26 protein-coding genes are annotated in these 22,893 nt (G+C 65.4%); 6 read left to right on the top strand and 20 right to left on the bottom strand.

The genetic code is table 11. The annotated features are described in order from the left end of the window. Positions 1 to 15: 15 nt before the first annotated feature. From Q7J58_RS12565 to Q7J58_RS12485, 17 genes are all read right to left on the bottom strand, one after another. Positions 16 to 1,299, bottom strand: a complete 1,284-nt coding sequence (locus Q7J58_RS12565; protein WP_304828369.1) for an ABC transporter substrate-binding protein — start codon at positions 1,297 to 1,299, stop codon at positions 16 to 18. A gap of 114 nt (positions 1,300 to 1,413) precedes the next feature. Next, positions 1,414 to 2,460 (bottom strand): 4-hydroxy-2-oxovalerate aldolase, encoded by a 1,047-nt coding sequence (dmpG, locus tag Q7J58_RS12560; protein ID WP_304828366.1) that lies wholly within the window; start codon positions 2,458 to 2,460, stop codon positions 1,414 to 1,416. Between the two features lie 10 nt (positions 2,461 to 2,470). Beyond that, entirely contained in the window at positions 2,471 to 3,394 is a 924-nt protein-coding gene (locus tag Q7J58_RS12555; protein WP_304828363.1) for an acetaldehyde dehydrogenase (acetylating), read from the bottom strand. Positions 3,395 to 3,414: 20 nt separating this feature from the next. Next, positions 3,415 to 3,606, bottom strand: a complete 192-nt coding sequence (locus Q7J58_RS12550) for a 2-hydroxymuconate tautomerase (protein ID WP_304828360.1) — start codon at positions 3,604 to 3,606, stop codon at positions 3,415 to 3,417. A 22-nt stretch (positions 3,607 to 3,628) separates the two neighbouring features. Further along, on the bottom strand, positions 3,629 to 4,417 hold the full coding sequence (gene dmpH / locus Q7J58_RS12545) for a 2-oxo-3-hexenedioate decarboxylase (protein WP_304828357.1): 789 nt from the start codon (positions 4,415 to 4,417) through the stop codon (positions 3,629 to 3,631). Between the two features lie 26 nt (positions 4,418 to 4,443). Then, positions 4,444 to 5,220, bottom strand: a complete 777-nt coding sequence (gene dmpE, locus Q7J58_RS12540) for a 2-oxopent-4-enoate hydratase (protein ID WP_304828354.1) — start codon at positions 5,218 to 5,220, stop codon at positions 4,444 to 4,446. Positions 5,221 to 5,224: 4 nt separating this feature from the next. After that, positions 5,225 to 6,088 carry an alpha/beta hydrolase gene (locus Q7J58_RS12535; protein WP_304828351.1) on the bottom strand — a complete coding sequence of 288 codons (864 nt, stop codon included), beginning with the start codon at positions 6,086 to 6,088 and terminating at the stop codon, positions 5,225 to 5,227. Beyond that, entirely contained in the window at positions 6,085 to 7,539 is a 1,455-nt protein-coding gene (locus Q7J58_RS12530) for a 2-hydroxymuconic semialdehyde dehydrogenase (protein WP_304828348.1), read from the bottom strand. Before Q7J58_RS12530 ends, Q7J58_RS12535 begins: the two co-directional genes overlap by 4 nt. 56 nt (positions 7,540 to 7,595) lie before the next feature. Then, positions 7,596 to 8,024 carry a heme-binding protein gene (locus Q7J58_RS12525; protein WP_304828345.1) on the bottom strand — a complete coding sequence of 143 codons (429 nt, stop codon included), beginning with the start codon at positions 8,022 to 8,024 and terminating at the stop codon, positions 7,596 to 7,598. 148 nt (positions 8,025 to 8,172) lie between these two features. Further along, positions 8,173 to 9,117: a catechol 2,3-dioxygenase gene (locus tag Q7J58_RS12520; RefSeq protein ID WP_304828342.1), complete on the bottom strand. Its 945-nt coding sequence runs from the start codon at positions 9,115 to 9,117 to the stop codon at positions 8,173 to 8,175. Positions 9,118 to 9,138: 21 nt separating this feature from the next. Beyond that, complete coding sequence (locus Q7J58_RS12515; protein ID WP_304828339.1) at positions 9,139 to 9,510, bottom strand: 2Fe-2S iron-sulfur cluster binding domain-containing protein; 372 nt, start codon at positions 9,508 to 9,510, stop codon at positions 9,139 to 9,141. A 3-nt stretch (positions 9,511 to 9,513) separates the two neighbouring features. Next, positions 9,514 to 10,575, bottom strand: coding sequence for a phenol 2-monooxygenase domain-containing protein (locus tag Q7J58_RS12510; protein WP_304828336.1), 1,062 nt, complete (start codon positions 10,573 to 10,575; stop codon positions 9,514 to 9,516). A gap of 115 nt (positions 10,576 to 10,690) precedes the next feature. Beyond that, positions 10,691 to 11,047, bottom strand: coding sequence for a phenol hydroxylase subunit P4 (locus Q7J58_RS12505; RefSeq protein ID WP_304828334.1), 357 nt, complete (start codon positions 11,045 to 11,047; stop codon positions 10,691 to 10,693). Then, complete coding sequence (locus Q7J58_RS12500; RefSeq protein ID WP_304828331.1) at positions 11,044 to 12,603, bottom strand: aromatic/alkene/methane monooxygenase hydroxylase/oxygenase subunit alpha; 1,560 nt, start codon at positions 12,601 to 12,603, stop codon at positions 11,044 to 11,046. The genes Q7J58_RS12505 and Q7J58_RS12500 overlap by 4 nt, the downstream gene beginning before the upstream one ends. A gap of 22 nt (positions 12,604 to 12,625) precedes the next feature. Beyond that, positions 12,626 to 12,895 (bottom strand): MmoB/DmpM family protein, encoded by a 270-nt coding sequence (locus Q7J58_RS12495; protein ID WP_304828330.1) that lies wholly within the window; start codon positions 12,893 to 12,895, stop codon positions 12,626 to 12,628. 22 nt (positions 12,896 to 12,917) lie between these two features. Beyond that, positions 12,918 to 13,910 (bottom strand): aromatic/alkene monooxygenase hydroxylase subunit beta, encoded by a 993-nt coding sequence (locus tag Q7J58_RS12490; RefSeq protein WP_304828327.1) that lies wholly within the window; start codon positions 13,908 to 13,910, stop codon positions 12,918 to 12,920. Positions 13,911 to 13,953: 43 nt separating this feature from the next. Then, positions 13,954 to 14,163 carry a phenol hydroxylase subunit gene (locus Q7J58_RS12485; RefSeq protein WP_304828324.1) on the bottom strand — a complete coding sequence of 70 codons (210 nt, stop codon included), beginning with the start codon at positions 14,161 to 14,163 and terminating at the stop codon, positions 13,954 to 13,956. 330 nt (positions 14,164 to 14,493) lie between these two features. On the opposite strand from Q7J58_RS12485, the gene Q7J58_RS12480 reads away from it, so the two are divergent. From Q7J58_RS12480 to Q7J58_RS12460, 5 genes are all read left to right on the top strand, one after another. Beyond that, complete coding sequence (locus Q7J58_RS12480; protein WP_304828321.1) at positions 14,494 to 16,176, top strand: sigma-54-dependent Fis family transcriptional regulator; 1,683 nt, start codon at positions 14,494 to 14,496, stop codon at positions 16,174 to 16,176. 23 nt (positions 16,177 to 16,199) lie between these two features. Then, a complete protein-coding gene (locus tag Q7J58_RS12475) occupies positions 16,200 to 16,955 on the top strand; it encodes a GntR family transcriptional regulator (protein ID WP_304828451.1) in 756 nt (251 codons plus the stop codon). A gap of 54 nt (positions 16,956 to 17,009) precedes the next feature. Continuing rightward, positions 17,010 to 17,828 (top strand): helix-turn-helix transcriptional regulator, encoded by an 819-nt coding sequence (locus Q7J58_RS12470; protein ID WP_304828320.1) that lies wholly within the window; start codon positions 17,010 to 17,012, stop codon positions 17,826 to 17,828. Between the two features lie 113 nt (positions 17,829 to 17,941). Beyond that, on the top strand, positions 17,942 to 19,012 hold the full coding sequence (locus Q7J58_RS12465; RefSeq protein WP_304828317.1) for an aromatic ring-hydroxylating dioxygenase subunit alpha: 1,071 nt from the start codon (positions 17,942 to 17,944) through the stop codon (positions 19,010 to 19,012). Positions 19,013 to 19,068: 56 nt separating this feature from the next. Then, entirely contained in the window at positions 19,069 to 20,082 is a 1,014-nt protein-coding gene (locus Q7J58_RS12460; RefSeq protein ID WP_304828314.1) for a TRAP transporter substrate-binding protein, read from the top strand. 82 nt (positions 20,083 to 20,164) lie between these two features. Here the strand turns inward: Q7J58_RS12460 and Q7J58_RS12455 are convergent, their stop codons facing one another. The 3 genes from Q7J58_RS12455 to Q7J58_RS12445 all read right to left on the bottom strand — a co-directional run bounded on the left by Q7J58_RS12455 (position 20,165) and on the right by Q7J58_RS12445 (position 22,106). Further along, positions 20,165 to 20,785, bottom strand: coding sequence for a MarC family protein (locus Q7J58_RS12455; protein WP_304828313.1), 621 nt, complete (start codon positions 20,783 to 20,785; stop codon positions 20,165 to 20,167). A 61-nt stretch (positions 20,786 to 20,846) separates the two neighbouring features. Continuing rightward, a complete protein-coding gene (locus Q7J58_RS12450; RefSeq protein WP_304828310.1) occupies positions 20,847 to 21,344 on the bottom strand; it encodes a MaoC family dehydratase in 498 nt (165 codons plus the stop codon). 15 nt (positions 21,345 to 21,359) lie between these two features. Beyond that, positions 21,360 to 22,106 (bottom strand): SDR family oxidoreductase, encoded by a 747-nt coding sequence (locus Q7J58_RS12445; protein ID WP_304828307.1) that lies wholly within the window; start codon positions 22,104 to 22,106, stop codon positions 21,360 to 21,362. Between the two features lie 85 nt (positions 22,107 to 22,191). On the opposite strand from Q7J58_RS12445, the gene Q7J58_RS12440 reads away from it, so the two are divergent. After that, positions 22,192 to 22,791 carry a 2-hydroxychromene-2-carboxylate isomerase gene (locus Q7J58_RS12440; RefSeq protein WP_304828304.1) on the top strand — a complete coding sequence of 200 codons (600 nt, stop codon included), beginning with the start codon at positions 22,192 to 22,194 and terminating at the stop codon, positions 22,789 to 22,791. Positions 22,792 to 22,893 lie beyond the last annotated feature (102 nt).

The raw sequence follows: 22,893 nt of genomic DNA, 5'->3' as shown, positions 1-22,893 counted from the left end.
GGAAAGACGGTGAAATCAGGACGTTGTCAGGCGGGCGGTCTGAGGTATGAACGGAGAGCGGGCGTTGTCAACCACTTCGAGGTTCCAGCGCCCTTGGGGGGAGTGCGTCCATTGCCCACCCACGGCGGGTGTTGTGCAGACATTCTGGTTCGGATGGCGGTCGCGCCAGTTGACAGGGCCAACAACAGTGTGGACGCGCATCCTGCGCAGGGCATTCCGGATGGCGGCCCGATCTGGTTGCTCGGCGGACCGACCTACTTCCGCAGCCACTTCCATCAACGCGTGGGAGAACCCCAACGTCTGCAACCATGGTCTGCCGGTGTGTGCCTCATATTGCCTGACAAGCGCCGCAGCAGTGGTTCCTGTCAATGACGACTTGAATGGCCAGGCCGGCGACCACCACACCTCGTTCGTCAGGGTCAGGCCTTTCCGGTGTACTTGCTCGACGGTCTCGTGAAAAGGGAAGGCCTTGGCGATGGACGCCATCTCCGGGCGGTAGCCCACCTTTTCGGCGGCCTTGAAGAAGGCAACGGTCACTGGCGGAGGCAATACACCTGTCACCATCCGAATCCCGGTATCCCTCAGCTTGACCGCCACGCTTTCCCAATCCGGGTTTGCCAGGCTGACGCGTCGTGGCACCACCAGTTCGATGCCTCTCTTGGCGAAAGCAGGTGGAAATGCGTTGAGAAAGGCGTCTGCGTCGATATCGTCACCAAAGAGGCCCCCGGAGCGGTTGCCCAACTTGGCATTCGACTGGAGTGAGCTGTACACATCGGCAAAGTCCTCCAGTCCGGCAAAGAAGTGGTAGGTCCAGTTGAACCCTTTGACCGGATCGCCCCCGCGTGCCAGGAACCATGCCTGCCACGGCACGATGCTCGACACGCAGGGCACGCCGGCCTGCTCGCACACGTCGGAGACCGGATTGACGATCTCGGGTGTGGCCGTGGCCAGCACCATATGGACGCCAGCATTCACAAGGTCGCGGGTCAGTGTCTGCGCCCTTGCGGATGTGGATGCCGCGTCATGCAGCGTGACCTCGATGCGGCGGCGCACGCCACCCGGTCCGTCGAGGCCGGCTGTCAGCACGGGGGCGAGCAGCTGATGCGCGAACTGATCAGTGACTCCGAACGAGGAGAGGGTGCCGGTCTGGGGGCTGACCCAGGCGACTTTGATCACCTGATCGTTGGCTGCATGTGTGGGTCTGCTCATCCATTGGAGGCTGGTCGCCGCGACCGCCGAAGTCAGCAGTCGGCGGCGACTGAGGTCGCGATGCAGGGTGGTGCGGATCGGGTCGGTCATGTTCTGTCTCCTTCAAAGACCCTGCGCCCTTGTTTTCAGGCGTCCAGTCTGCCAAGTGGCGCAGGTGTGCGGAAGAACGTTCATCCGCAAGAGTCAATGCACTGAATCGACGGATCAGGCGGAACGTTGCTGGCACACCTGGTTCCGCTCCCGCACCATCGTCATGGCCGTGTCTTCGATCATGTCTTCCTGCCCGCCGACCATTTTCTTGCGGCCCAGTTCGACCAGGATGTCGCGGGCCGACAGGCCGTATTTCACGGCGGCGCGTTTGGCGAACAGCAGGAAGCTGCCGTACACACCGGCGTAGCCCAGCGTGAGTGCGTCGCGGTCGATGCGGATCGGGAAGTCCATGATCGGCACCACCAGGTCTTCGGCCACGTCCTGGATCTTCCACACGTCCACGCCGGTGGTTACTCCAAGGCTCGGGCCCATGCGGTCGAGCACGGCGACCAGCACTTCCATGGGCGTGTTGCCCGCGCCCGCGCCCAGGCCTGCTGCGGCGGCGTCGATGCGGGTGGCGCCGCATTCGATGGCGGCGATGCTGTTGGCGATGCCCATGGCCAGGTTGTGGTGGCCGTGAAAGCCCAGCTCGGTCTCGGGCTTGAGCGCGTCGCGCACCGCCTGCAGCCGCGCCTTCACGTCGCCCGGCAGCATGTAGCCCGCCGAGTCGGTGATGTAGATGCAGTTGGCGCCGTAACCTTCCATCAGCTTGGCTTGTTTCACCAGGCCCTCGGGGCTGTTCATGTGGGCCATCATCAGAAAGCCCACGGTGTCCATGTCCAGCCCGCGTGCGTAGCTGATGTGTTGCTCGGACACGTCGGCCTCGGTGCAGTGGGTGGCCACGCGGATGGTGTGCACGCCCAGGCCGTGGGCCATTTTCAAATGGTCGACGGTGCCGATGCCCGGCAGCAGCAGGGCGGACACTTTGGCCTGCTTCATCAGCGGGATCACGGTGCCCAGGTATTCCTCGTCGGTGTGGGCGGGGAAGCCGTAATTGACGCTGGAGCCGCCCAGGCCGTCGCCGTGGGTCACTTCAATCAGCGGCACACCGGCGGCGTCCAGGCCGCAGGCGATGCTTTTCATCTGGTCCAGCGTCATCAGGTGGCGCTTGGGGTGCATGCCGTCGCGCAGGGTCATGTCGTGCAGGGTGATCTTTTTCATGGCTTCTCCTTCAGGCGGTGACGGCGTCGAGTTGCAGCGAGCCGTTCAATATTTCTTCGGCAAACATCTCGGCGGTGCGCGCGGCGGCGGCGGTCATGATGTCCAGATTGCCCGCGTATTTGGGCAGGTAGTCGCCCAGGCCCTCCACCTCCATGAACACGCTCACGCGCTGGCCGTCGAACACCGGGCCGTTGACCAGCCGGTAGCCCGGCACGTACTTCTGCACCTCTTTGATCATGTCGTGCACCGACTGCGTGATCGCGGCCTGGTCGGGCGCACCGGCGGCTTCGTCCACCAGGCAATGCACCGTGTCGCGCATGATCAGCGGCGGCTCGGCGGGGTTGATGACGATGATGGCCTTGCCTTTCTTGGCACCGCCCACTTTTTCGACCGCGCCCGCCGTGGTGCGGGTGAATTCGTCGATGTTTTTGCGCGTGCCGGGGCCGACCGATTTGCTGGACACGGTGGCAACGATTTCGCCGTAGGCGACCGGCTGCACGCGGCTCACCGCGAACACCATGGGGATGGTGGCCTGCCCGCCGCAGGTGACCATGTTGACGTTCATTTCGCGCTGGCCCACATGCTGTTTCAGGTTGACCGGCGGCACGCAATAAGGCCCGATGGCGGCGGGCGTGAGGTCGATCATCATCGCGCCTTGCTCGTTGACTTTGCGCGAGTTTTCGGCGTGCACATAGGCGCTGGTGGCGTCAAACACGATCTGCACGCCGTCGGCCTTCATGTGCGGGATCAGCCCGTCCACGCCGTCGGCGGTGGTTTTGATGCCCATTTCGCGGGCGCGTTTCAGGCCGTCGGAATTCGGGTCGATGCCGACCATCCACACCGGTTCCAGCACCGGGCTGCGTTGCAGCTTGGCCAGCAGGTCGGTGCCGATGTTGCCTGGCCCGATCAGGGCGCATTTGATTTTCTTGCTCATGGTCAATGTCCTTGTGTGGCTCAGCGGCCCAGGTCTTTTACGGTGACGCCGGCAATGCCCCAGTTGGTCTTGGGCACTTCGGTGATCCAGACGCGCACCGTTTCTTTCGGTGCGTGGGTGGCCTCCACCAGCGCGGCGCTGACCTTTTCGATCACGGCGCGTTTCATGTCTTCGGTACGGCCTTCGATCATGTAAATCTGTGCAAACGGCATGGGTGAAATGCTCCTTAAAAAGTCAGATGAAACGCAGGCTGGTGCTGCCCATGCCTTGCACACGCAGGCTCACGTGGTCGCCCGCCGCCACAGCCACCGCTTCGGTGATGCCGCCCGAAAGAATCAGCGTGCCCGCCGGAATTTCTTGCCCGCGTGCGCCCAGGTGGTTGGCCAGCATGGCAATGGCCGTGGCGGGGTGCCCGAGCACGGCCGCGCCCGCGCCAAAGGCCACCGGCAGGCCGTTCTTTTCCAGCACGATGCCCACGGTGCGCAGGTCCAGGCCGCTCACACGCGCCGGGCTGCCGCCGACCACGAAGCGTGCGGCCGAGGTGTTGTCGGCGATCACGCTTTTCAGGTCGAACTTGAAGTCGCGGTAGCGGCTGTCGATCACTTCGATGCCGGGCAACACGAAGTCGGTGGCGTCGAGCACCGTGCCGATGTGGCAACCCGGGCCGCGCAGGGCTTTTTGGGTGACAAAGGCAATTTCTGGCTCCACCTTGGGGTGGATCAGTTCGGCCATCTTGGCTTCACCGCCGTGGGGCACGGCGTAGTCGTCGGTCATGAAGCCAAACACCGGGGAATTGACCCCCATTTGCTTCATCTTGGCAAACGAGGTGAGCCCCGCCTTGAGGCCCATGAGGCGCTGCCCGCGGGCGAGTTTGCGCGCCAGTATGGCGGCCTGGATGGCGTAGGCGTCTTCCCAGTCCATGCCGGGAAAGTCGTCGGTGATTTTGTGCGTGTCGTGCACCTGCAACTGGCAGTTTTCCAGCCGTTCTGCCAGGGCGTCGATGGTGGGGGTGTCGAGGGTCATGGTGTGGGGTTTGGAGCGGTGGAAAATCAGTTGAAGCGCACCGAGCACTCGCCCAGGCCGCCAATGGACACGCGGAAGTGGTCGCCCTTTTGCGCCGGAAACATGGCGGCGAGCGCGCCCGAGAGGATCACGTCACCGGCCTTCAGGCCAATGCCCAGGCGGCCCATGGTGTTGGCCAGCCAGGCCACGGCGTTCAGCGGCGAGCCCAGGGCGGCAGCGCCCGCGCCGGTGGCCACAATTTCGCCGTTTTTCTCCAGCACCATGCCGCAGGTGTGCAGGTCGATGTCCAGGGGGCTGACGGCGCGGTCGCCCAGCACGAACACGCCGCACGAGGCGTTGTCGGCCACGGTGTCGGTGATCTTGATCTTCCAGTCGCGGATGCGCGAATCGACGATCTCAAAGCAGGGCATCACGCACTCGGTGGCGGCCAGCACATCGGCCACACCCACGCCCGGCCCCATCAGGTCGCGCTTCAAGAGAAAAGCGATTTCGCCCTCGGCCTTGGGCTGGATCAGGGTGGCCGTGTCGATGGCCTCGCCCTGGTTGACGATCATGGCGTCGGTGAGCCAGCCAAAGTCGGGCTGGTGCACGCCCAGCATGTTCATCACGGCGGCAGAGGTCACGCCGATCTTTTTGCCGACGATGCGCTCGCCGTCTTGCCGGCGGCGCAGCATCATGCGCTCCTGGATGCGGTAGGCCTGCTCGATGGTCAGTTCGGGGTGCCGGTCCGAGAGGGGTTCGATGGTGTGGCGGCCGCGCAGGGCGGTGTAGAGCTCGTCGCCGAGGGTGTCGATGGAGATCATGGTGTCAGGGGTGTGGAGGGTTGTTGTCGGCTTCAGCCAGGAAGTTGGCGACCAGCTGCGCAAAACGCGCCGCGTGTTCAATCTGCGTCCAGTGCCCGCAGTGGCCAAACACGTGCAACTGGCTGTTGGGAATCCACTGGCTCAGCGTGAGCGAGGTTTGCAGCGGAATCACCTGGTCTTCGCGGCCATGCACGACCAGCGTTTCGTGCGGCAGCGCCCGGATGGCGGTTTCGGGGCTGGCCATCGCGTCCACCCAGCGCTGGCGCGGGGCGGGGAACATGGCCGAGAACGATTCCTGGAAGCCCGGGCGGATGCTGGCCTGGTAGCGCAATTGCGCCAGCTCGTCGGTAACCAAGGCGCGGCTGTGGGCAAAGATGTCGAGCAGGTCCTTCATGGCTTCCAGCGAGGGCTGGTAGCCCCACACCGCATCCAGGCCCGGCGTGATGGGAAACGGCACACCGACCGAGCCCATGAGCACCAGGCGGCGCACGCGCTGCGGTGCGCGGATGGCCAGCGCCAGCGAGAGCGCACCGCCAAAACTGTTGCCCACCACGTCGGCCTGTTCAATCTCCAGCGCGTCCAGCAGATCCAGCGCCTGCTGCACCCAGGTGTCCATGGAGTAGGCGATGTTGGCCGGGCGGTCGGTGTAGCCAAAGCCCACCATGTCGGGGGCGATGACGCGGCGGTCTTGCGAGATGACGGGCATCGCCAGGCGCCAGTTGGCCCACGCGCTCACGCCAGGGCCGGAGCCGTGGATGAACAGCACCGGCGGCTGGCCCGGTTTGGAGGCGCCGAGGTCGTGCACGTTGCTGTTGAACGCGCCGGTGCGCACGCTGCGGGCTATTTCGGGGTTGTGCGGGGCGTTCACAGCTTCACCATCACGTTGCGCAATTCCGTATAGAACTCCAGCGAATGCACGCCGCCTTCGCGGCCAATGCCGCTGGCTTTTGCGCCGCCAAACGCGGTGCGCAGGTCGCGCAGGAACCAGCTGTTGATCCAGCACAGGCCCACCTCAATCGCGGCGGCCATGCGGTGCGCGGTGCCCAGGTTTTGCGTCCACACGGTGGTGGCCAGGCCGTATTCGGTGGCGTTGGCCAGGGCAATGGCTTCTTCTTCGGTGTCGAACGGGGCGATGTGGCAGCAGGGGCCGAAGATTTCTTCGCGGACCACGCTGGCGCTCTCGGGCAGGCCGGTCCAGATGGTGGGCTGCACAAAGTGGCCGTTGGCGAATGCGCCTTGCATGGTGGGCGCGCCACCCCCGGTGACCACCGTGGCGCCTTCGGCCTGGGCCTTGGCGTAGTAGCCCAGCACCTTCTGTTTGTGTTCAGCGGAAATCAGCGGGCCCAGGTTCACGCCGGGTTCGTCGGACGGGCCCACCTTCAGACCCTCGGCGCTGGTCTTCAGCGCGGCCACGAACTTGTCAAAGATCGGGCGCTGCACATAGACGCGCTCGGTGCCCAGGCACACCTGGCCGCAGTTTTCGAAGGCGCTGCGGGTGATGCCCGCGACGGCCTTGTCGAAGTCGGCATCGGCAAACACAATGCCGGCGTTTTTGCCGCCCAGCTCAAAAGACACGGGGCGCACGCCCTTGGCGGCAGCGGCCATGATGGCCTCGCCGGTGCGGGTTTCGCCGGTGAAGGTGATGCCGTTGACGCGCGGGTGTTTCGTGATGAACTCGCCTGCCGAGCCGGGGCCGAAACCGTGCAGCACCTGGTACACGCCCTTGGGCACGCCCACGGCGTTCATCACCTCGCCCAGCAGCGTGGCGGTGGCGGGGGTTTCTTCTGAGGGCTTGACGATCACGGTGTTGCCGCAGGCCAAGGCCGGGCCGACCTTCCAGGTCATGAGCAACAGCGGCAGGTTCCAGGGGCAGATCACACCGACGACACCCAGCGGCGAGCGCAGGGCGTAGCTCACGGCGGTGCCGCCGTCGGGCGTGGTCATTTGAAAGCTCTCGGTCGGCACGTTTTTCACGATGTCGGCAAACACCTTGAAGTTGGCCGCGCCGCGCGGTATGTCGATGTGGCTGGCCAGCGAGCGCGGCTTGCCGGTGTCGGCCAGTTCGGCTTCCAGAAAATCGTCGAAGCGGCGGGTGATCTCGTCGGCCACGGCGTGCAGCAGCTCGGTGCGCTGGACCACGCTCATGCGACCCCAGTCGCCCTTGAGTGCGGCATGGCCCGCAGCGACCGCTGCATCGACTTCGGCCTGTCCGGCTTCATGGACCAGGCCCACCACGGCGTTGGTGGCCGGGTTGCGGTTCTCAAAGGTGTTGCCGGTGGCGACAAATTCGCCGTTGATGAAGTTGTGGAACTGTTTCATGGGAGCGGTGCGGAAGTTGGAAAAAGCTTGTTGGGTGGTTTTGTAAACACGTTGCGTCACAGGCCCAGGGCTTGCAGACCGGCGCGGGCGCAGGCTTCGTCTTGTTCGGCGGATCCACCGGAGACGCCAATGCCACCCAGGCGCACGCCGTTGGAGGCGATGGGCAGGCCGCCGCCGAACACCACCAGGCGCGGGCGCTGCGGCAGGCCCAGGCGCAAGGCTTCGTCGCTCGCCAAAATTTGAGGCCATTGGCTGGTGGGGAAGCCGAAACTGGCCGCTGTGTAGGCCTTGTCGATCGCGATGTCGATGGAGTGCAGAAACGCATGGGGCATGCGCAAGAAGGCAGCGAGGATGCCCGAGGCATCGGTCACGGCCACGTTGATGCGTATGCCCAATGCCTCTGCGTGCGCAATCGCGGCCTGGCACGCCAGCGAGGCCGCTGGTGCAGTGATGACTGAAGAGGGAACTGAGAGAGCGAGTGACATGAAAAGAAGACGAGGTGTTGGCGGGAGGTGACTTCTATCCAGGGGCACCGTGGAACCGGCTCTGCCGGGCCACAGGTGCCGTCCCCCCTCCAAGCGCCGCAGGCGCGCCAGAGAGGGGGGAAGCCGCGTCAGCGGCGCAGGGGGGCGATCAGGTATAGACGTCGGTGAACGATGGCACCGCTTCACCCGTGTGGTAGAAGATGCCGCTCCAGAGTTGGTCTTCTGTCCAGGTGGTCACCGGGCGGTCGCGTTGGGCCAGGTAGCCCAGGCCGGCGAAGGTCTCGTTGCGGTTGCCGCTGGGGTCGAAGAAGTAGATCGTTTCGCCGCGCGTGATGCCGTGGCGGGTGGGTGCCACGTCGATCTTGGTTTTGTTCTTGGCCATCACGTCGGCGGCCTTGAGCACGTCGTGCCACGAGTCCAGGAAGAACGCAATGTGGTGCAGGCCGCTGCGCGGACCACCCACGAAGGCGATGTCGTGCGGCGTGGTGGTGCGGCTCATCCAGGTGGCGGCCTGCATATTGCCTTCGGGGCCCACCAGCACCTGCTCGGTCAGGAAGAAGTCCAGCGCCTCGGTCATGAAACGCGTGTTGTCGGCCACGGTGTTGATGCCCTCGGGCGGGTTCATCTCGCACATCAGCAGCAGGTGGTCCAGCCAGTGCGCGCCCGCACCTTTGAGGCCGTCGGGCCACGGGTCGGGGTTGGTGATGCCGACTTCCGTGCCCACGTACTCTTTCATGGCGTACAGGCGCATTTCGTGGCCGCTGGGCAGGTTGAACTGCAGCATGCGGCCCGTGGACGGCAGTGTGCCTTCGGGCAGCACGGTGGTCTTCACGCCCCAGGCTTCGATCTTGATTTGCAGCTCGTCAAGGTCGCTGTCTTTCTCAACCTTGTAGGCCACGTGGTTCAGGCCGGCCTGGTCCGACGGGGTCAGGATCAGCGAGAACTTGTCCCATTCGTCCCAGCACTTGAGGTAGACGTTGCCGGCCTTGTCCTTCATGGTGGTCTTGAGGCCGAGCACGTTTTCGTAGTGCTTCACCGCAGCGTCCATGTCCATCACGTTCAGGCTCGCGTGCCCGATTCGCATCACACCCATGATTTGTCTCCTTTGGTTGGGTTACTGCTGTTGAGAAAGGGGGCTTGCAGTCGCAGACTCTGCCCGCCCTTTTGAAAACGGTTTGTTCAGCTTGCCGGCCACTTCCAGGTGAACCGGCGTGGTGGGGGCCACGCGGCAGGCCAGCGTGTAGCCCTGGGCTTCTTCGTCCACGGTGACGTGGGCACGGCTGATCGGGCCGAGTGCTTTGATGTCGCCATTCAGGATGCGCACCTTGCAGACGCCGCAGCCGCCGTTGACGCAGCCCACCGGTATGCCTTTTCGACCCAGGCGCAACATGCCGGTGAGCAGGCTCTCGTTGCTGGCGCAGGGGTACTGCTCACCGGTTTGCGCAACGTGAACAGCCACTTTGGATCGGGTGTCAAACAGGCTCATGCGTCAGACCTTGCGAAACAAGGGGCTGCGCGTGGCGTTGGCGTCGGCCGCCGAGAGGAACTTCTCGGTGTAGATGTCGCGCTCGAACAGGCGGCCTTGCATCAGCGTGCCGATGCAGGCTTCGACCATGGGCGGCGGTCCGCAGAGGTAGGCCTTGTGGCCCGCGAAGTTGCCGCCGAAGTGCGCCTTGGCCGCGTCGTGCACGAAGCCGCGTGCGCCGACCCAGTCCGAGCCTTCGGGCTCGTTGGACAGCACCGGCACATAGGTGAAATTCTGGTGCTGGCTGGCCAGCGCCAGAAACTGGTCGTGGTGGTACAGCTCCTCAAGGCTGCGTTGTCCATAGACCAGGGTGATCGGCAGCGTGCAGCCGTGTTCGAGCAAGTCCAGGATCATCGAGCGCGGGCTGGACAGACCCGAGCCTCCGGCCATGAACACCATGGGCATTTGCGCGGACTGGCGCACAAAGAAACGCCCATAGGGACCGCTCAGGCGCAACCGGTCACCGGTCTTGAGTTGCTCGTGCAGCCAGCCGGTGCCCGCGCCGCCGGGCACGCGGCGCACATGCAGTTCGATCGTGTGGTCGCGCTGCACGGTGGACGGCGCGTTGGCAATCGAGAAGGCGCGGCTCTCGCCCAGCCCCGGAATGTCCAGCTGCACGTACTGCCCGGCCTGAAAGTGCAGGGGCTTGTCCAGCGCCAGGTGGAGCGCCTTGATGGTCGGCGTCAGGTCTTCGATGCGGGTGGCGGTGGCGGCGAAGTCCTTCACCGGAATGGTCTCGGCGTCGGGCTCGTCGTCGATGTCGGCCTCGATGGTGGTGTCGCTCTGCAGCGTGCAGCAGCAGGCCAGCGTCTTGCCTTCGTCGCGCTCAAAGTCCATCAGCGCAAACGGGTTCGCCGCGCCGTGGTCCACCTCGCCATCGCAGACCTGCACCTTGCAGCTGCCGCACAAGCCGTGTCCACAGGCGTGCGGCAGGTAGATGCCCTGGCGCAGTGCCGCGTCGAGCACGGTTTGCCCGTCTTCGACCTCGATGGTCGCGCCCAGGGGTTCAATCGTCAGTTGGTACATGGGATGCAGAGTGGTTGGAGAGAAGGCATTTCGTCCAGGCCGCAGCGGAACCGGCTTTGCCGGGCCGCCAGCGGCGCCCCCTGGGGGGGTGACGCCGAAGGCGGCGCGGGGGGAGTCAACTCCCGCTGCCCTTGATGCCGGTCAGGCCGGGCGTGCGAAAGCGAATCGCGTCCTTGTGTGTCAGGCCGTTGTCGGCCAGCGACTTGGCCGGGTCGGGCACCCAGGGCTGGCCGTTCTTCTTCCATTCGGCCTGGTTCCAGTCGATCTTGGCGAAGTCGGGGTGCTCGCCGTAGATGCCGGGCAACACGGCGGCCGACAACGCGCCGAACGGGGTGTCGGGCGGCAGTGGGAGGCAGAAGGGGGCGCAGAACATCAGGTGGTTTTCCCAACCGATGTAGAGCAGGGGTGCCGGAAAGTTCTCGCGCACGTCCTTCATGGGGAAGTCGTACGTACCAATCGCTGTCACGCTCATTTCGCTGCTCCCTTCGCGGTCTCACCGCGCCAGGCGGCAAAGTTTTTCTGGTCTTCCGAGCCTTCAAAATCGAAGTTGTCCCGGCCCACATTCATCTCGTAGTAGTCCAGCACGGCCATCAGCGGATCGAAGCCTTCCACGGTCGGGTCGGTGCCGGGCTTGAAACAGTGGCCCTGGTAGATCTGGTGCACCGGCAACCAGCTCTGCACGTATTTCTCGGGTTCGTGGTCGAAGATGCCTTTGCAGTGGTCCGAGCAGAAGTGGTACTTGTTGCCGAGGTAGTCGCTGTCGCGGTAGCAGATCTGGCTGGCGTCACGGGGCTCGGTGAACAGCATCGGAATCTGGCAGGTGGTGCACAGCATGGGCAGCGTTTTGTTGTAGAAGCGCTTGCCCGCTTGCTGCTGTTCGCGGTAATGCTCCAGGCGCGGGCGGTAGTACGTGTCGAAGGTGTCGGGGTACTTCTCCGAAAGCCACTGCATTTCTTCGTCGCTGGGCACCCAGGTGTGGAAGGGCGCGGCCGCGTTGTAGTTGTAGAAGGTGTTCCAGGCCTGGTGGCTGATGTGGTCCTTGCCTTCGCAGGCGTCCTTCCAGCCCTTGGGCTCGCGGATGCCGTAGCGCGCCAGGTCCTTGAACAGGGCGCCGCCGTTTTCTTCGGCGTACATCTCCCAGGCTTCCTTCCAGCTCATCACGCGCTTGGGCAGCATGTAGTCCTGCATCATGGCCACCAGGGTGAGCAGGCGGTAGCCGCGCCAGAACCATTTGTCGATCCAGCCCTGCACGATCGGCACGTTGGCCGGGTCTTGCTCCAACAGGAACTTGATGCATTCGATGCCCAGCGTCATGTGGCGGCTCTCGTCGCTCTGCGCGCTGAAACCGAAGGTGACGGTGGACATGTCGCCGTTGTGCGCCGCGCCGCTCATGAACGGCACGAACAGCAGGTTGGTCAGCACGTACTCGAACGAGAAGCTCACGGCCACCAGGAATTCGAACGGGCCACCGGTGATGGCGTCTTCGAAAAAGCTCTTGGGCACCGACAGGTACCACACGCGGTCGAACCAGTGATTGGACTGGTGCATGCCGTTGAAGTACTTGTTGTAGTGGCTGATGGCGTGGGTTTCGGTCTGGTAGTGGCGCAGTTCGTCCACGCTCTGCATCTGGGCTGCGACCCGTGCGCCCTCGCCGGTGAACTGGCGGCCGACGTGCGCGAAGCCGCGGTGGGCGTAGTACTCCAGCGGCGTCACGCCCTGGATGAAGAGCTTGAGCGCGTTGATGTAGCGCGCATCGCTCACACCGAGCTGGCCGTTGTTCTGCGCAAACGCTTCGATCACGGCGTAGAGCTTTTTCTCCTTCTCGCCCTGGTACTTCCAGTACGCATCCATGGTCAGGCGGAACGGGTCTTCCCATTTGTTCCAGTCGTGGATCTGGATGCCTTCGTACTTGTCGTACGGAAAAACCTTGTCCATCGGCTGGTACGTGGTTTCCCAGCCGAGGCCGCGGGTCATGGCGGCGTAGCGGTCTTTGAGGCCGAGTTTTTTCTTGGTGACGCGGGTGTCCATGGTGTCTCCTGGGTGGTTTTTTTCAGTGCCTCCAGCTCAGGGTGAGCTGGTCGTCGTCTTCGTCGATGTGGCCCGAGAGCGTGACGAGGTTGATGTGGATGGCCTGCAGGTCGTACGGCTGGCCGGTCTGTTCCTCGATGGTCGAGCGGCGGATCGTCAGGCTGTTGGGCGCGTCGATCTTGACCAGGCCGGGCGAGTGCACGACCTGGGCGCCGGGGTTGTCGGCCACGATCGCGTCGATCACCGGGCGGGACTCTTCGTTGTGCTGAAAGGCGATGAATACGTTGGACATGGGGCTTCCTGGTGGGTGGGGGTCAGAGCGCGAGACCGGCTTTTTTGCAGCGCGCCTGGAACTGCTCCACCCCGTCGCTCAGCGCGGCAGGGCCTTGGGCACCCAGCGCGCGTTCGGCCACCGGTGTCAGCGCGGCTTGTGCGCGGTCCGACCAGTGGGCGGCCCACTGCGAGATCAGAGCGCGGTTGGCGTCGGACTCGGCCGCCGCCGCCTTCACCAGTGCGTCGACCCAGCGCGCCGTTTCGGCATGCCACTCGGGCATGAAGCTGGTCAGCATGGCCACCGCTGTGCCGCCTTGCAGCGCGACGTGGTCGTCCACAAAGGCGCCGTAGACCAGCGGATACAGCAGGCCGTCGATGGCCAGGTTCTGGGCGACGAACAGCTCGAACGGGTCCTGGACCACCAGCGTGTCTTCGACCAGGCGGCGCAGGCCTTGCCACTCGGGCGCATCCAGCCAGCGCTGCTTGCCGTCGTCCAGCGTCTGCGCATCGCCCATCGCGAGGCCCAGGCGCGTCAGGTACTGCGCCACACCCAGGTTGTCCATGGCATGGAACATGGCCGGGGCGGTGAAGGCCGTGCCGTAGCCGTAGGCGCAGATGGACGCGTTGTTCATGTTGGCGCCCCAGGCCGCGTGGCGCAGCGGCATCAGAACGTCCAGCGTTTTTTCGCGCAGGGCGTCGGACATCATGGACAACATGCCGCGCTGCTCGACGAACTGGAAGTTCGATTCCATCGCGTCTTGCTGCCTGGCGCGGGTCATGGTCCAGGTGGCGTAGTAGAACTGGCGCGGGTCTTTGAGCACGTACCAGTCGGCCAGCACGATCTGGGACCGGCTGGCGTCGAACAGCGCATGGGCCGGGTCCCAGGTGGGGCGGTAGTGGAAGTTCACCATCGGCTGCGCGCCATAGGTGGCCTCCTGGTAGCGCGAGGCCACCTTGTCGCCGATGTGGCGGGCGACGTGGTCGAAGGTGTTGCGCAGCGGGGTGATCTCGCGCGCCTGCAGGTCGATGTTCATGGGGGTCTTGTCTCCTGGAGTTGTGGGGGCTGTGCGCCGGGCTTCAGTTGTCTCGCCAGATCACCTGGTGTCTGGCGCAGAACTCGTCGAACGCCGCCGTGGGCAGCATCAGTTCCACCGCCAACTCGGGCCAGCCGATGGAAAACTCGAAGCTGACCTGGCCATCGCTGCGTCTCTCCAGCACGCGCACGAAGCGGCGGTTCAGGTCCACGCTGGGCAGGCTGAGGGGGTCGGTTGCGGTGGCGGTGTTCATGGTTGAGCGGTGGTTGGACACGGCTGCTCTTGCACGGGGTGTGCCCGAAAGGGCTCCATGCACCAAAAATCTCGATATTTAAGGGAAAACCCCTAAAAATGGCAACGTCAAGCCGTCGGGTTTTCCCGGATGAACGGGGCGCGTCGGGGTGGTTCGGCACGGATAGGTGCCTTTAAAAGCCGAACGGATTGACGAAATCATCGACGGCTTGGGTGGGTTTTGATGAAATGGTGAAAGTCACCCCCAACCCGAACAGGCTTGCCCCGTGGGGTGGGATGGGTAAAAATATCGAGAATTCAGGCGAACACAGCCCGATGCACAGGAGACGCCTTGGATCCCCATCTGAACTACCCCCCCGACACCGACTTGAGGAATCTGTTGCGCTTTGAACCCGACAGCGGGGCGATCTGGCTGGGCGAGCGCCGCATGGTGCTGCTGCACACGGCGGCGCTGAGTGCGCTGCGCCGCGACCTCATCACCTCGGTCGGCACCGACCACACCCGCCGCCTGCTCACGCGCATGGGCTACGCCAGCGGTTTGCACGATGCCGGTTTTGCCCACAAAACCCGGGGCAGTCGCAGCCTGGAAGAAATGTTTCTGGTGGGTCCGCAGCTGCACATGCTCGAAGGTGCGGCACGGGTGACGCCGCTGCACCTGAAGATGGATGCGGTCACCGGGCTGTTCGAGGGCGAGTTCCGCTGGGACGATTCCTGGGAGGCCCACGCCCACCGGCTGGCCTATGGCGTGGTGGACGAGCCCGCCTGCTGGATCCTGCTGGGCTACGCCAGCGGGTACACCAGCGCCTTCATGGGCAAGCTGATCCTGTTCAAGGAGATCCAATGCGGCGCCTGCGGCGACGACCACTGCCACATCGTGGGCAAGCCCATCGACGAATGGCCCGACGGCGCGGCCTACCGCCAGTACTTTGAAGACGACTCGCTGCTGCACAAGCTGGACGTGCTGAGCCAGCAGGTGCAGGCGTTGAAGACCACGCTGGAGCCCACCACCTCGGGCGGCATGCTGATCGGCGCCTCACCGGCGTTCCAGCATGCCCACGATCTCATGCAGCGTGCTGCGTGCACCCAGGTGACGGTGCTGCTGACCGGCGAGACCGGGGTGGGCAAGGAGCGTTTCGCGCGGGCCCTGCACGAGCATTCCGACCGCGCCACGGGCCCCTTTGTGGCGGTGAACTGCGCGGCACTGCCCGCTGAGTTGATCGAGTCCGAGCTGTTCGGGGTGGAGAAGGGGGCGTACACCGGGGCGCATGCGGCGCGCGCCGGGCGTTTCGAGCGCGCCGAGGGCGGAACGCTGTTCCTCGACGAGGTCGGCGACCTGCCGCTGGCGGCGCAGGCCAAGCTGCTGCGGGTGTTGCAGGAGGGCGAGATCGAGCGTCTGGGGGCCGAGTCCACGCGCAAGGTCAATGTGCGCATGGTCACCGCGACCAACGTGGACCTGGAGGCCGCCGTGGCGCAGGGCCGGTTCCGGCGCGATCTGCTGTACCGCCTCAATGTCTACCCGATCTGCATCCCGCCGCTGCGCGAACGCAGCGCCGACATCGAGCCGCTGGCGCGCCACCTGCTCGCACGCTTCATGGCGCTGCACAACAAGCGCCTGAGCGGTCTGGGCGACCGGGCCCTGCAGGCGCTGATGCGGCACGACTGGCCGGGCAATGTGCGCGAGCTGGAAAACCTGGTGGAGCGCGGCGTGATTCTTGCCGCCCAGGGCGGCACGGTGGAACTGGAGCACCTGTTTCCGAACCAGCCCGGCGCGCGCCAGGACGGGGTGGACCCCCGAGGGCGGCTGGCCCGGGTCTTGCCTGCGGGCGAGAGCGAACTCTGCGAGCGCATTGTGAGCAGCGGCCTGCCGCTCGAACAGCTGGAAGCGCGGGTGCTGGCGCTGGCGGTCGAGCGCAGCGGCGGCAACCTGTCGGGCGCTGCGCGCCTGCTGGGCCTGACGCGGCCGCAGCTGGCCTACCGGCTCAAGCGCCAGCAGCTCGATGATGAATCGCCTTGAAAACCGTGACCGGGACCAACCCTATGCTGCCCAACCAGACGTTCACCGACCACCTGCTGCGCTCGGCCAGCGAATCGCCGCGCACCCTGTCCGAGCGGGCGTACCTGGCGGTGCGGCAGGACATCGTGCAGGGGCGCCTCGCGCCGGGCGAGCGCCTGCGTGTCGAACACCTGAAAGACCGTTACGCCGTCGGCGCCGGCACGCTGCGCGAAGCGTTGGCGCTGTTGGTGTCCGATGCGCTGGTCACGGTCGAAGGCCAGCGCGGCTACCGCGTGGCCGAGATCTCGCTGGCCGACCTGAAAGACCTGACCGACACCCGCGTGATGCTGGAAACCGAAGCCCTGCGCCAGTCGATCCGCCTCGGTGACGCGCGCTGGGAGAGCGACCTGACGCAGGCCTTTGCGGCCCTGACCGACGCCGAGCAGCAGCCGGGCGGTCTGGAGCATCAGCGCTGGGAGGTGGCCAACAAGCGCTTTCACGAAGCCTTGATTTCTGCGCACCGATCGCCCTGGAGCAAACACCTGCTGGGCCTTCTCTACCGCCATGGCGAGCGCTACCGGCATGTCGCCATTCGCATGGGCGCCACGCAGGCGGTGCACCGGGACGTGCACGACGAGCACGCCCGCATTTACACCGCCGCCATCGCGCGCCAGGAAGCGCGCGCCGCGCTGGCGCTGGAGGCACACATCCGGTTGACCTGTGACATCCTGGTGCAACAGGCGGCGAACCACCCGCCGCCAGCGCAGCCGTCGGGCGCCGAGCTGGGCTTGGCGGCCTGAACATGGCGGGAAAGCCCGGTAGACGGGTGGTTGCCGGCCCCCCAGAATCGCTTCATGTCACCCATCTGGGATCTGCCCACCCCCCACACCGACGCGGCGGTGCCGTCGCGTGCGGTCGCGGCCCTGCTCAATGTGGCCTTGTCGCCGTCCAGCGCCGACGCCCTGCTGCAGGCGGTACAGACGGTGGTGCCGGTGGACTACCTCTCGCTGGTGCGCCTGTGCAGCAACCAGCCCGAGCTGGTGGAAGGCAGTGCGTCGCGCCCGCAGGAGCGCTCGGTGGTGGCGCACTGTTTTGGCATTTACCGACGGCACTATTACCGGCGCGACGCCATCTTGCCGTTGGCGCACCAGCTCACGGGGCGGCCCGGACGCGAGGGCGTGGCCCTGCATTGCCGGGCCGACCAACTGCCTGACGCCGGCTGGCGCGCCGACATCTACGAGCGCGAGCGGTTGACCGACCGTTTCACCCTCATGCACGCGCCCGCGCCGGGCCAGGTGCAGGTGATCCACCTCTACCGCGACGAACGCCAGGGTTGCTTCATGCCGCAGGAGGTTGAGTGCCTGCTGGGTCTGGCCCCGCTGCTGCGCCAGGCGCACGCGGCAGGCTGGCGCACCGGTGTGGCCGCGCAGTTGGGGCGCGAGCACCGTCTTACCGAGGGTGAGCGGCGCCTGCAGCGGCTGGCGCCTTCGCTGTCGCCACGCGAGCGCGCCGTGTGCGCACGCATCGCGCTGGGGTTCAGCGCCGACGGCATCGCTGCCGATCTGGACGTGGCGCCGTCCACCGTGATCACGCTGCGCAAACGCGCCTACCAGAAGCTGGCAGAGGCCGGTCTGCCGGCGCAGCGTTTCGGGTTGGCTCGGTTGTTGGGGTGATCCTGCCCGGGGGCGCTGCAAAGCCCCTGTCTGTCCCCCTCGACGGGGACAAGGCGTGTGTTCACTGCGCCTAGCATGGAGACGCACAGCAACACCGACCAAGGAGACCGCCCATGTGGCTACGCAACTGCTGGTACGTCATCGCCTGGGGGCACGAGATTCCCACTGCTGACGCGCCCCAACTCTTCACCCGCACCGTGCTCGGCGAGCCGGTGCTGGTCTACCGCACAGCGGACGGCGGGCTGGTGGCGCTGGAAGACCGCTGTTGCCACCGCCACGCCCCACTGTCGGTGGGGCGCCGCGAAGGCGACAACGTGCGCTGTGGCTACCACGGCATGAAGTTCGAACCCTCGGGCCGCTGCATCGAGATTCCGGGGCTGGACGTGGTGCCCCCCAAGGCCTGTGTGCGCAGCTACCCGGTGGTGCAGAAGAACAACTGGGTGTTTGTGTGGATGGGCGACCCGGCGCTGGCCGACACCGCGCTGCTGCCCGACAACTTTTCGTGCGAGAGCCCCGACTGGAAACACCAGCCGGGCTACCTGCACTACGGCACGCCCTACCTGCTGATCTGCGACAACCTGCTCGACTTTTCGCACCTGAGCTACGTGCACGAAAAAAGCCTGGGCGGCTCCACCCGCATCGCGCAGGCCCGGCCCACCATCGAGCCGGTGCCCGGCGCCACCCCCGACTGGCCGCAAATGGGCATCCAGGTCTCGCGCCACGTGAACGATGTGCCGGCGCCACCGTTCTACCAGCGCTTCCGCCGCTTCGACACCAACCTCGACCGCTGGTTCGTCTACGACTTCCTGCTGCCGGCCACGCTGCTCATGCACTCGGGCGGTCGCCCCACCGGCGCCGCGCCCGACGCGCCCGGCCCCTCGGTGCGGCTGCACAGCTGCCAGACGCTCACGCCCGAAACCGAAACCAGCACGCACTACTTTTTTCAGCAGTCGCATCGGGCGGACGAAGGCGATGAGAGCGTGACCGAGAGCATTTACAACAGCCTGCTCGGTGCCTTCAACGAAGACCGAGACATGATCACCGCGCAGCACCGCAACATCGCGCTGGACCCCACGCGGCCCATGCTGCCGCTGGCCATGGACGCGGCGCTGATCCAGTTCCGTCGCCTGCTTGAAACCCGTGTGGCGGCCGAGCACCAGGCCAGAGCGCACGCCCCAGGCTGATGTTTTTCCGTTCGGATTTCCCCGTTCCCTTTGCCCCATCACCACCAGGAGACACCATGACAAAGACCTTCTTTCGCTGGGCCCCGATCGCCGTGGCCTGTTTCGCGGCCAACGCCGCACAGGCGCAGACCGTGCTGCAGGTGTCGACCTGGCTGCCGCCTTCGCACGGCGCCACCGTGGCGCAAAACCAGTGGTGCGAAGCGGTGGAGAAAGGCACCAGCGGCAGTGTCAAATGCAACCTGCTCGCCAAGCCGGTTTCCGCGCCGCCGGGCACCTTCGACGCCGTGCGCGATGGCCTGGCCGACGTGTCCTACACGGTGGACGGCTACACGCCCGGGCGCTTCGTGTTCACCCAGGTGGCCGAGTTCCCCTTTCTGGGCGATTCGTCTACCGCCACCACCGTGGCTTACCAACGCATTTACGACAAGTACTTTGCCCCGCTGGGTGAGCACCGCGGCGTGAAGACGCTGGCCGTGTTCACGCACGGCCCGGGCATCATCTTCACGGTCAAACAGCCCGTGACCAGTGCTGCTGAAGCGGGCAAGCTCAAGTTCCGCATCGGTGGTGGCAACATCAATGAGTTGTCCAAATTGATGGGCTGGAACACCACACTCAAGCCCGCCACCGATTCGTTCGAGTTGCTGTCCACCGGCGTGATGGACGGCACTTTTTTCCCCGACGAGTCGCTGCAGTCCATGCGGCTGTCCATGGTCAAGTACGCCACCACCTTCCCGGGAGGGCTCTACAACACCAGCTTCGTCTTCATGATGAACCCGGCCAAGTACAACAGCCTCAAGCCCGAAGAGCGCGCCGTGATCGACAAGGTGTCGGGCGAAGCGGCGGCCCGCTTGTTTGCCGCCGGGTGGGACCGCACCGACGCCGCTTCCCGCGACATTCAAAAGCAGACCGGTGTGCAGCGCCAGATGGCGAGCGCGGCGTTTGTGGACGATGTCAAGGCCAAACAGGCCGCGCTGGAAGACCGCTGGGTGGCGGCGGCGGAAGGGCGCGGTCTGAAGAACGCCCGCGCGGTGCTGGCCGAGTTCCGGGCCGAGACGCAGAAACTGAAATAAAACCACGCGGTGTCCGCACGGCCTGCGCAGGCGGGTTTGAACCGCCGTTGCTGGCGGCGGCACGGCCGTTGTGCCGGGTTCTTCAGCCAGCCAACGCCGGAAACAGCTTCACCAACCCGGCCGCCATCACCTCCACCGCCAGCGCGGCCAGGATCAGGCCCATCAGCCGGGTCATGACGTTGATGCCCGTCTGGCCCATGAGGCGCGCAATGGGCCGTGCCAACGCAAAGCACACGGCGGTGGCCAGCGCGATCACCACGCCGTAGCCGACCAGCGCGGCATGCTGGAAGAAGGTCTTGGCCTGGTCGGCGTAAATCACCACGGTGGACATGGTGGCCGGGCCGGTGAGCAGGGGAATGGTGAGCGGCACCACCGCAATGGAGGCGCGGGCCGAGGCGTCGTCCACCTCGCCCTGCGTGGTCTTGGCTTCCGCCGGCTGGGCGTTCAGCATCGACAGCGCCGAGGTGAGCAGCAGCATGCCGCCGCCGACCTGAAAGCTGGCCAGCGAAATGCCGAAAAACTCCAGAATCTGCAGGCCGACAATGGCGCAGGTGGCGATGACCGCAAACGCGCTGACGGACGAGATCAGGATGGTGCGCTTGCGCTGCGCCGACGTGAAGCCCTGCGTGTAGTGGATGAAAAACGGAACGATGGCCAGCGGGTTGACGATGGCCAGCAAGGTGATGAGGGGTTTGAAATCCATGGGGCGGATTGTGGGGCAGGAAGCGCGCCAACGCACCGCATCAGCACCTTTCAGGGTGCATTCATGCGTTGCCTGGAGCACCGGGCGTGCGTCTGCGGAACATGCCGTAACCCTCCATGTGCAGCACCTTGACGCCATGCTGGTTGAACATTTCCCAGACCGTGCGCACCAGGCCCACATCAAGCCGTTTGCTCATGGCGCGCTTTTCGGTGATGGTGTGCTGCAGCCGCAGCACATCGCCAGGATAGACCGGTTGGGTCCATTTCAGGCTTTCCAGACCGGGCGAACCCAGGCTGGACGTTTCATGCAAAAAGTTCGTCACCATCAGCCGCATGGCCATGGCACAGGTGTGCCAGCCGCTGGCACTCAAGGCGCCAAACACGGAAGCCTGGCCGCCTTCTTCGCTCAGGTGAAACGGTTGCGGGTCGAACTGGCTGGCAAACGCGATGATCTGTTCCTTCGTCGGCGAGACGCTGCCCAGGTCACGGACCTGGCCGATCTCCAGGTCTTCCCACCAGATCTTGATGTGCGGGCTTTGTTCGGGGGTGGTGGCGGTCATGGGGTTCTTTCTGAATCAGCGGCCACCGGACACATCCAGCAGGCTCATGGTGGTGTAACTGGCTGCGGGTGACAACAGCCAGACAATGGCCTGCGCCACCTCGTCGGCCGTGCCGCCGCGCTGCATGGGCACCAGGTGCTTCAGGTCTTGCACCCGGTTGGGCAGGCCGCCCGAGGCGTGAATCTCGGTCTCGATCAGGCCCGGGCGCACCGCGTTGACGCGAATGCCCTCGGCGGCCACTTCCTTGGCCAGCCCGATGGTGAAGGCGTCGATGGCGCCCTTGGCTGCCGCGTAATCCACGTACTGGCCCGGCGAGCCCAGGCGCGATGCCGCGCTGGACACGTTGACGATGGCGCCTCCGCTGCCGCCATGCCGGGTGCTCATGCGCCGCACGGCCTCGCGGGCGCACAACATGGAGCCCAGCACGTTGATGTCAAACATGCGGCGCCAGCGGGCCATGTCCATCTCGTCCACGCGCGCGCTCACGTCCACCACGCCGGCGTTGTTCACCAGACCGCTCAGCGGCCCGAGCTTGGCGTCCACGCGGGCAAACATGGCCAGCACCTGGGCCTCGTTGGCCACGTCGGCCTGCACCGCCATGGCGGTGCCGCCGCCGGCGCGGATGCGGCGCACCACCTCGTCGGCCGCCAGCGAGTTGGCGGTGTAATTCACCGCCACCGCCCAGCCCTGCTGCGCGGCCAGCCAGGCGGTGGCGGCACCGATGCCGCGGCTGGCGCCTGTGATCAAAAGCACGGGGTTCATCACCGATCTCCTGCAAAAAAGGGTGGCATCGCTTACAACACGGGCTCACAGAATTCCATCATTACAACAGCGCCAGGAGACACCCATGCGTCGCACACTCGACTATTACTTCGCCCCCCAAAGCCCCTGGATGTACCTGGGACATGCCCGGCTGACCGAATTGCTGCAGCGCACGGACACCGAGGTGCGCGTGCGCCCGGTGGACTTTGGGCAGGTATTTGCGGTGTCGGGCGGTCTGCCCTTGCCGCAGCGTGCCCCGCAGCGCCAGGCCTACCGGCTGGTGGAGTTGCGCCGTTTCAGCGAAGCGCTGGGCGTGCCTTTGAACCCGCAGCCGCGCCACTTTCCGTTGTCCGGCGACCCTGCAGCCCTGCTCATCACGGCGGTGGCCACGCACGACGGCGCAGCCGCTGCCATGCGGCTCACGGGCGCCATCGGGCAGGCCATCTGGGCGCAAGAGCGCCACATGGCCGACGCCGCCGAACTGGCCGCTGTGCTGGCCGACTGTGGGCTGGACGCCCAGCGGCTGGCGCAGGCCCAGGACGCTGACAACCGGGCGCTGTATGCGCAGCACACCCGCGAGGCGGTTGACGCCGGGGTGTTTGGTGCGCCAAGCTACGTCGTGGAAGGCGAGATTTTCTGGGGCCAGGACCGGCTCGATTTCGTTGAGCGCCGCTTGGCGGCCTGAGTTTCCATTTCAAAAACCAACACACAGGAGCATTGCATGGGCCAGTTCGTTGAACTCACTTCCGCCGACGGTTTCACCTTTCCCGCCTACGTGGCGCAACCC

Source organism: Hydrogenophaga sp. (assembly GCF_030656115.1).
Classification (GTDB): domain Bacteria; phylum Pseudomonadota; class Gammaproteobacteria; order Burkholderiales; family Burkholderiaceae_C; genus Hydrogenophaga.
The sequence above is the reverse complement of the archived record's forward strand: the minus strand, read 5'-3'. Positions and strand labels throughout refer to the sequence as shown.

Coding starts and splice junctions, on each gene's coding strand:
- Q7J58_RS12565 (WP_304828369.1), bottom strand. CDS start 1,299: ATGACCGACCCGATCCGCACCACCCTGCATCGCGACCTCAGTCGCCGC.
- dmpG (WP_304828366.1), bottom strand. CDS start 2,460: ATGAAAAAGATCACCCTGCACGACATGACCCTGCGCGACGGCATGCAC.
- Q7J58_RS12555 (WP_304828363.1), bottom strand. CDS start 3,394: ATGAGCAAGAAAATCAAATGCGCCCTGATCGGGCCAGGCAACATCGGC.
- Q7J58_RS12550 (WP_304828360.1), bottom strand. CDS start 3,606: ATGCCGTTTGCACAGATTTACATGATCGAAGGCCGTACCGAAGACATG.
- dmpH (WP_304828357.1), bottom strand. CDS start 4,417: ATGACCCTCGACACCCCCACCATCGACGCCCTGGCAGAACGGCTGGAA.
- dmpE (WP_304828354.1), bottom strand. CDS start 5,220: ATGATCTCCATCGACACCCTCGGCGACGAGCTCTACACCGCCCTGCGC.
- Q7J58_RS12530 (WP_304828348.1), bottom strand. CDS start 7,539: ATGAAACAGTTCCACAACTTCATCAACGGCGAATTTGTCGCCACCGGC.
- Q7J58_RS12525 (WP_304828345.1), bottom strand. CDS start 8,024: ATGTCACTCGCTCTCTCAGTTCCCTCTTCAGTCATCACTGCACCAGCG.
- Q7J58_RS12520 (WP_304828342.1), bottom strand. CDS start 9,117: ATGGGTGTGATGCGAATCGGGCACGCGAGCCTGAACGTGATGGACATG.
- Q7J58_RS12515 (WP_304828339.1), bottom strand. CDS start 9,510: ATGAGCCTGTTTGACACCCGATCCAAAGTGGCTGTTCACGTTGCGCAA.
- Q7J58_RS12510 (WP_304828336.1), bottom strand. CDS start 10,575: ATGTACCAACTGACGATTGAACCCCTGGGCGCGACCATCGAGGTCGAA.
- Q7J58_RS12505 (WP_304828334.1), bottom strand. CDS start 11,047: ATGAGCGTGACAGCGATTGGTACGTACGACTTCCCCATGAAGGACGTG.
- Q7J58_RS12500 (WP_304828331.1), bottom strand. CDS start 12,603: ATGGACACCCGCGTCACCAAGAAAAAACTCGGCCTCAAAGACCGCTAC.
- Q7J58_RS12495 (WP_304828330.1), bottom strand. CDS start 12,895: ATGTCCAACGTATTCATCGCCTTTCAGCACAACGAAGAGTCCCGCCCG.
- Q7J58_RS12490 (WP_304828327.1), bottom strand. CDS start 13,910: ATGAACATCGACCTGCAGGCGCGCGAGATCACCCCGCTGCGCAACACC.
- Q7J58_RS12485 (WP_304828324.1), bottom strand. CDS start 14,163: ATGAACACCGCCACCGCAACCGACCCCCTCAGCCTGCCCAGCGTGGAC.
- Q7J58_RS12475 (WP_304828451.1), top strand. CDS start 16,200: ATGCTGCCCAACCAGACGTTCACCGACCACCTGCTGCGCTCGGCCAGC.
- Q7J58_RS12470 (WP_304828320.1), top strand. CDS start 17,010: ATGTCACCCATCTGGGATCTGCCCACCCCCCACACCGACGCGGCGGTG.
- Q7J58_RS12465 (WP_304828317.1), top strand. CDS start 17,942: ATGTGGCTACGCAACTGCTGGTACGTCATCGCCTGGGGGCACGAGATT.
- Q7J58_RS12460 (WP_304828314.1), top strand. CDS start 19,069: ATGACAAAGACCTTCTTTCGCTGGGCCCCGATCGCCGTGGCCTGTTTC.
- Q7J58_RS12455 (WP_304828313.1), bottom strand. CDS start 20,785: ATGGATTTCAAACCCCTCATCACCTTGCTGGCCATCGTCAACCCGCTG.
- Q7J58_RS12450 (WP_304828310.1), bottom strand. CDS start 21,344: ATGACCGCCACCACCCCCGAACAAAGCCCGCACATCAAGATCTGGTGG.
- Q7J58_RS12445 (WP_304828307.1), bottom strand. CDS start 22,106: ATGAACCCCGTGCTTTTGATCACAGGCGCCAGCCGCGGCATCGGTGCC.
- Q7J58_RS12440 (WP_304828304.1), top strand. CDS start 22,192: ATGCGTCGCACACTCGACTATTACTTCGCCCCCCAAAGCCCCTGGATG.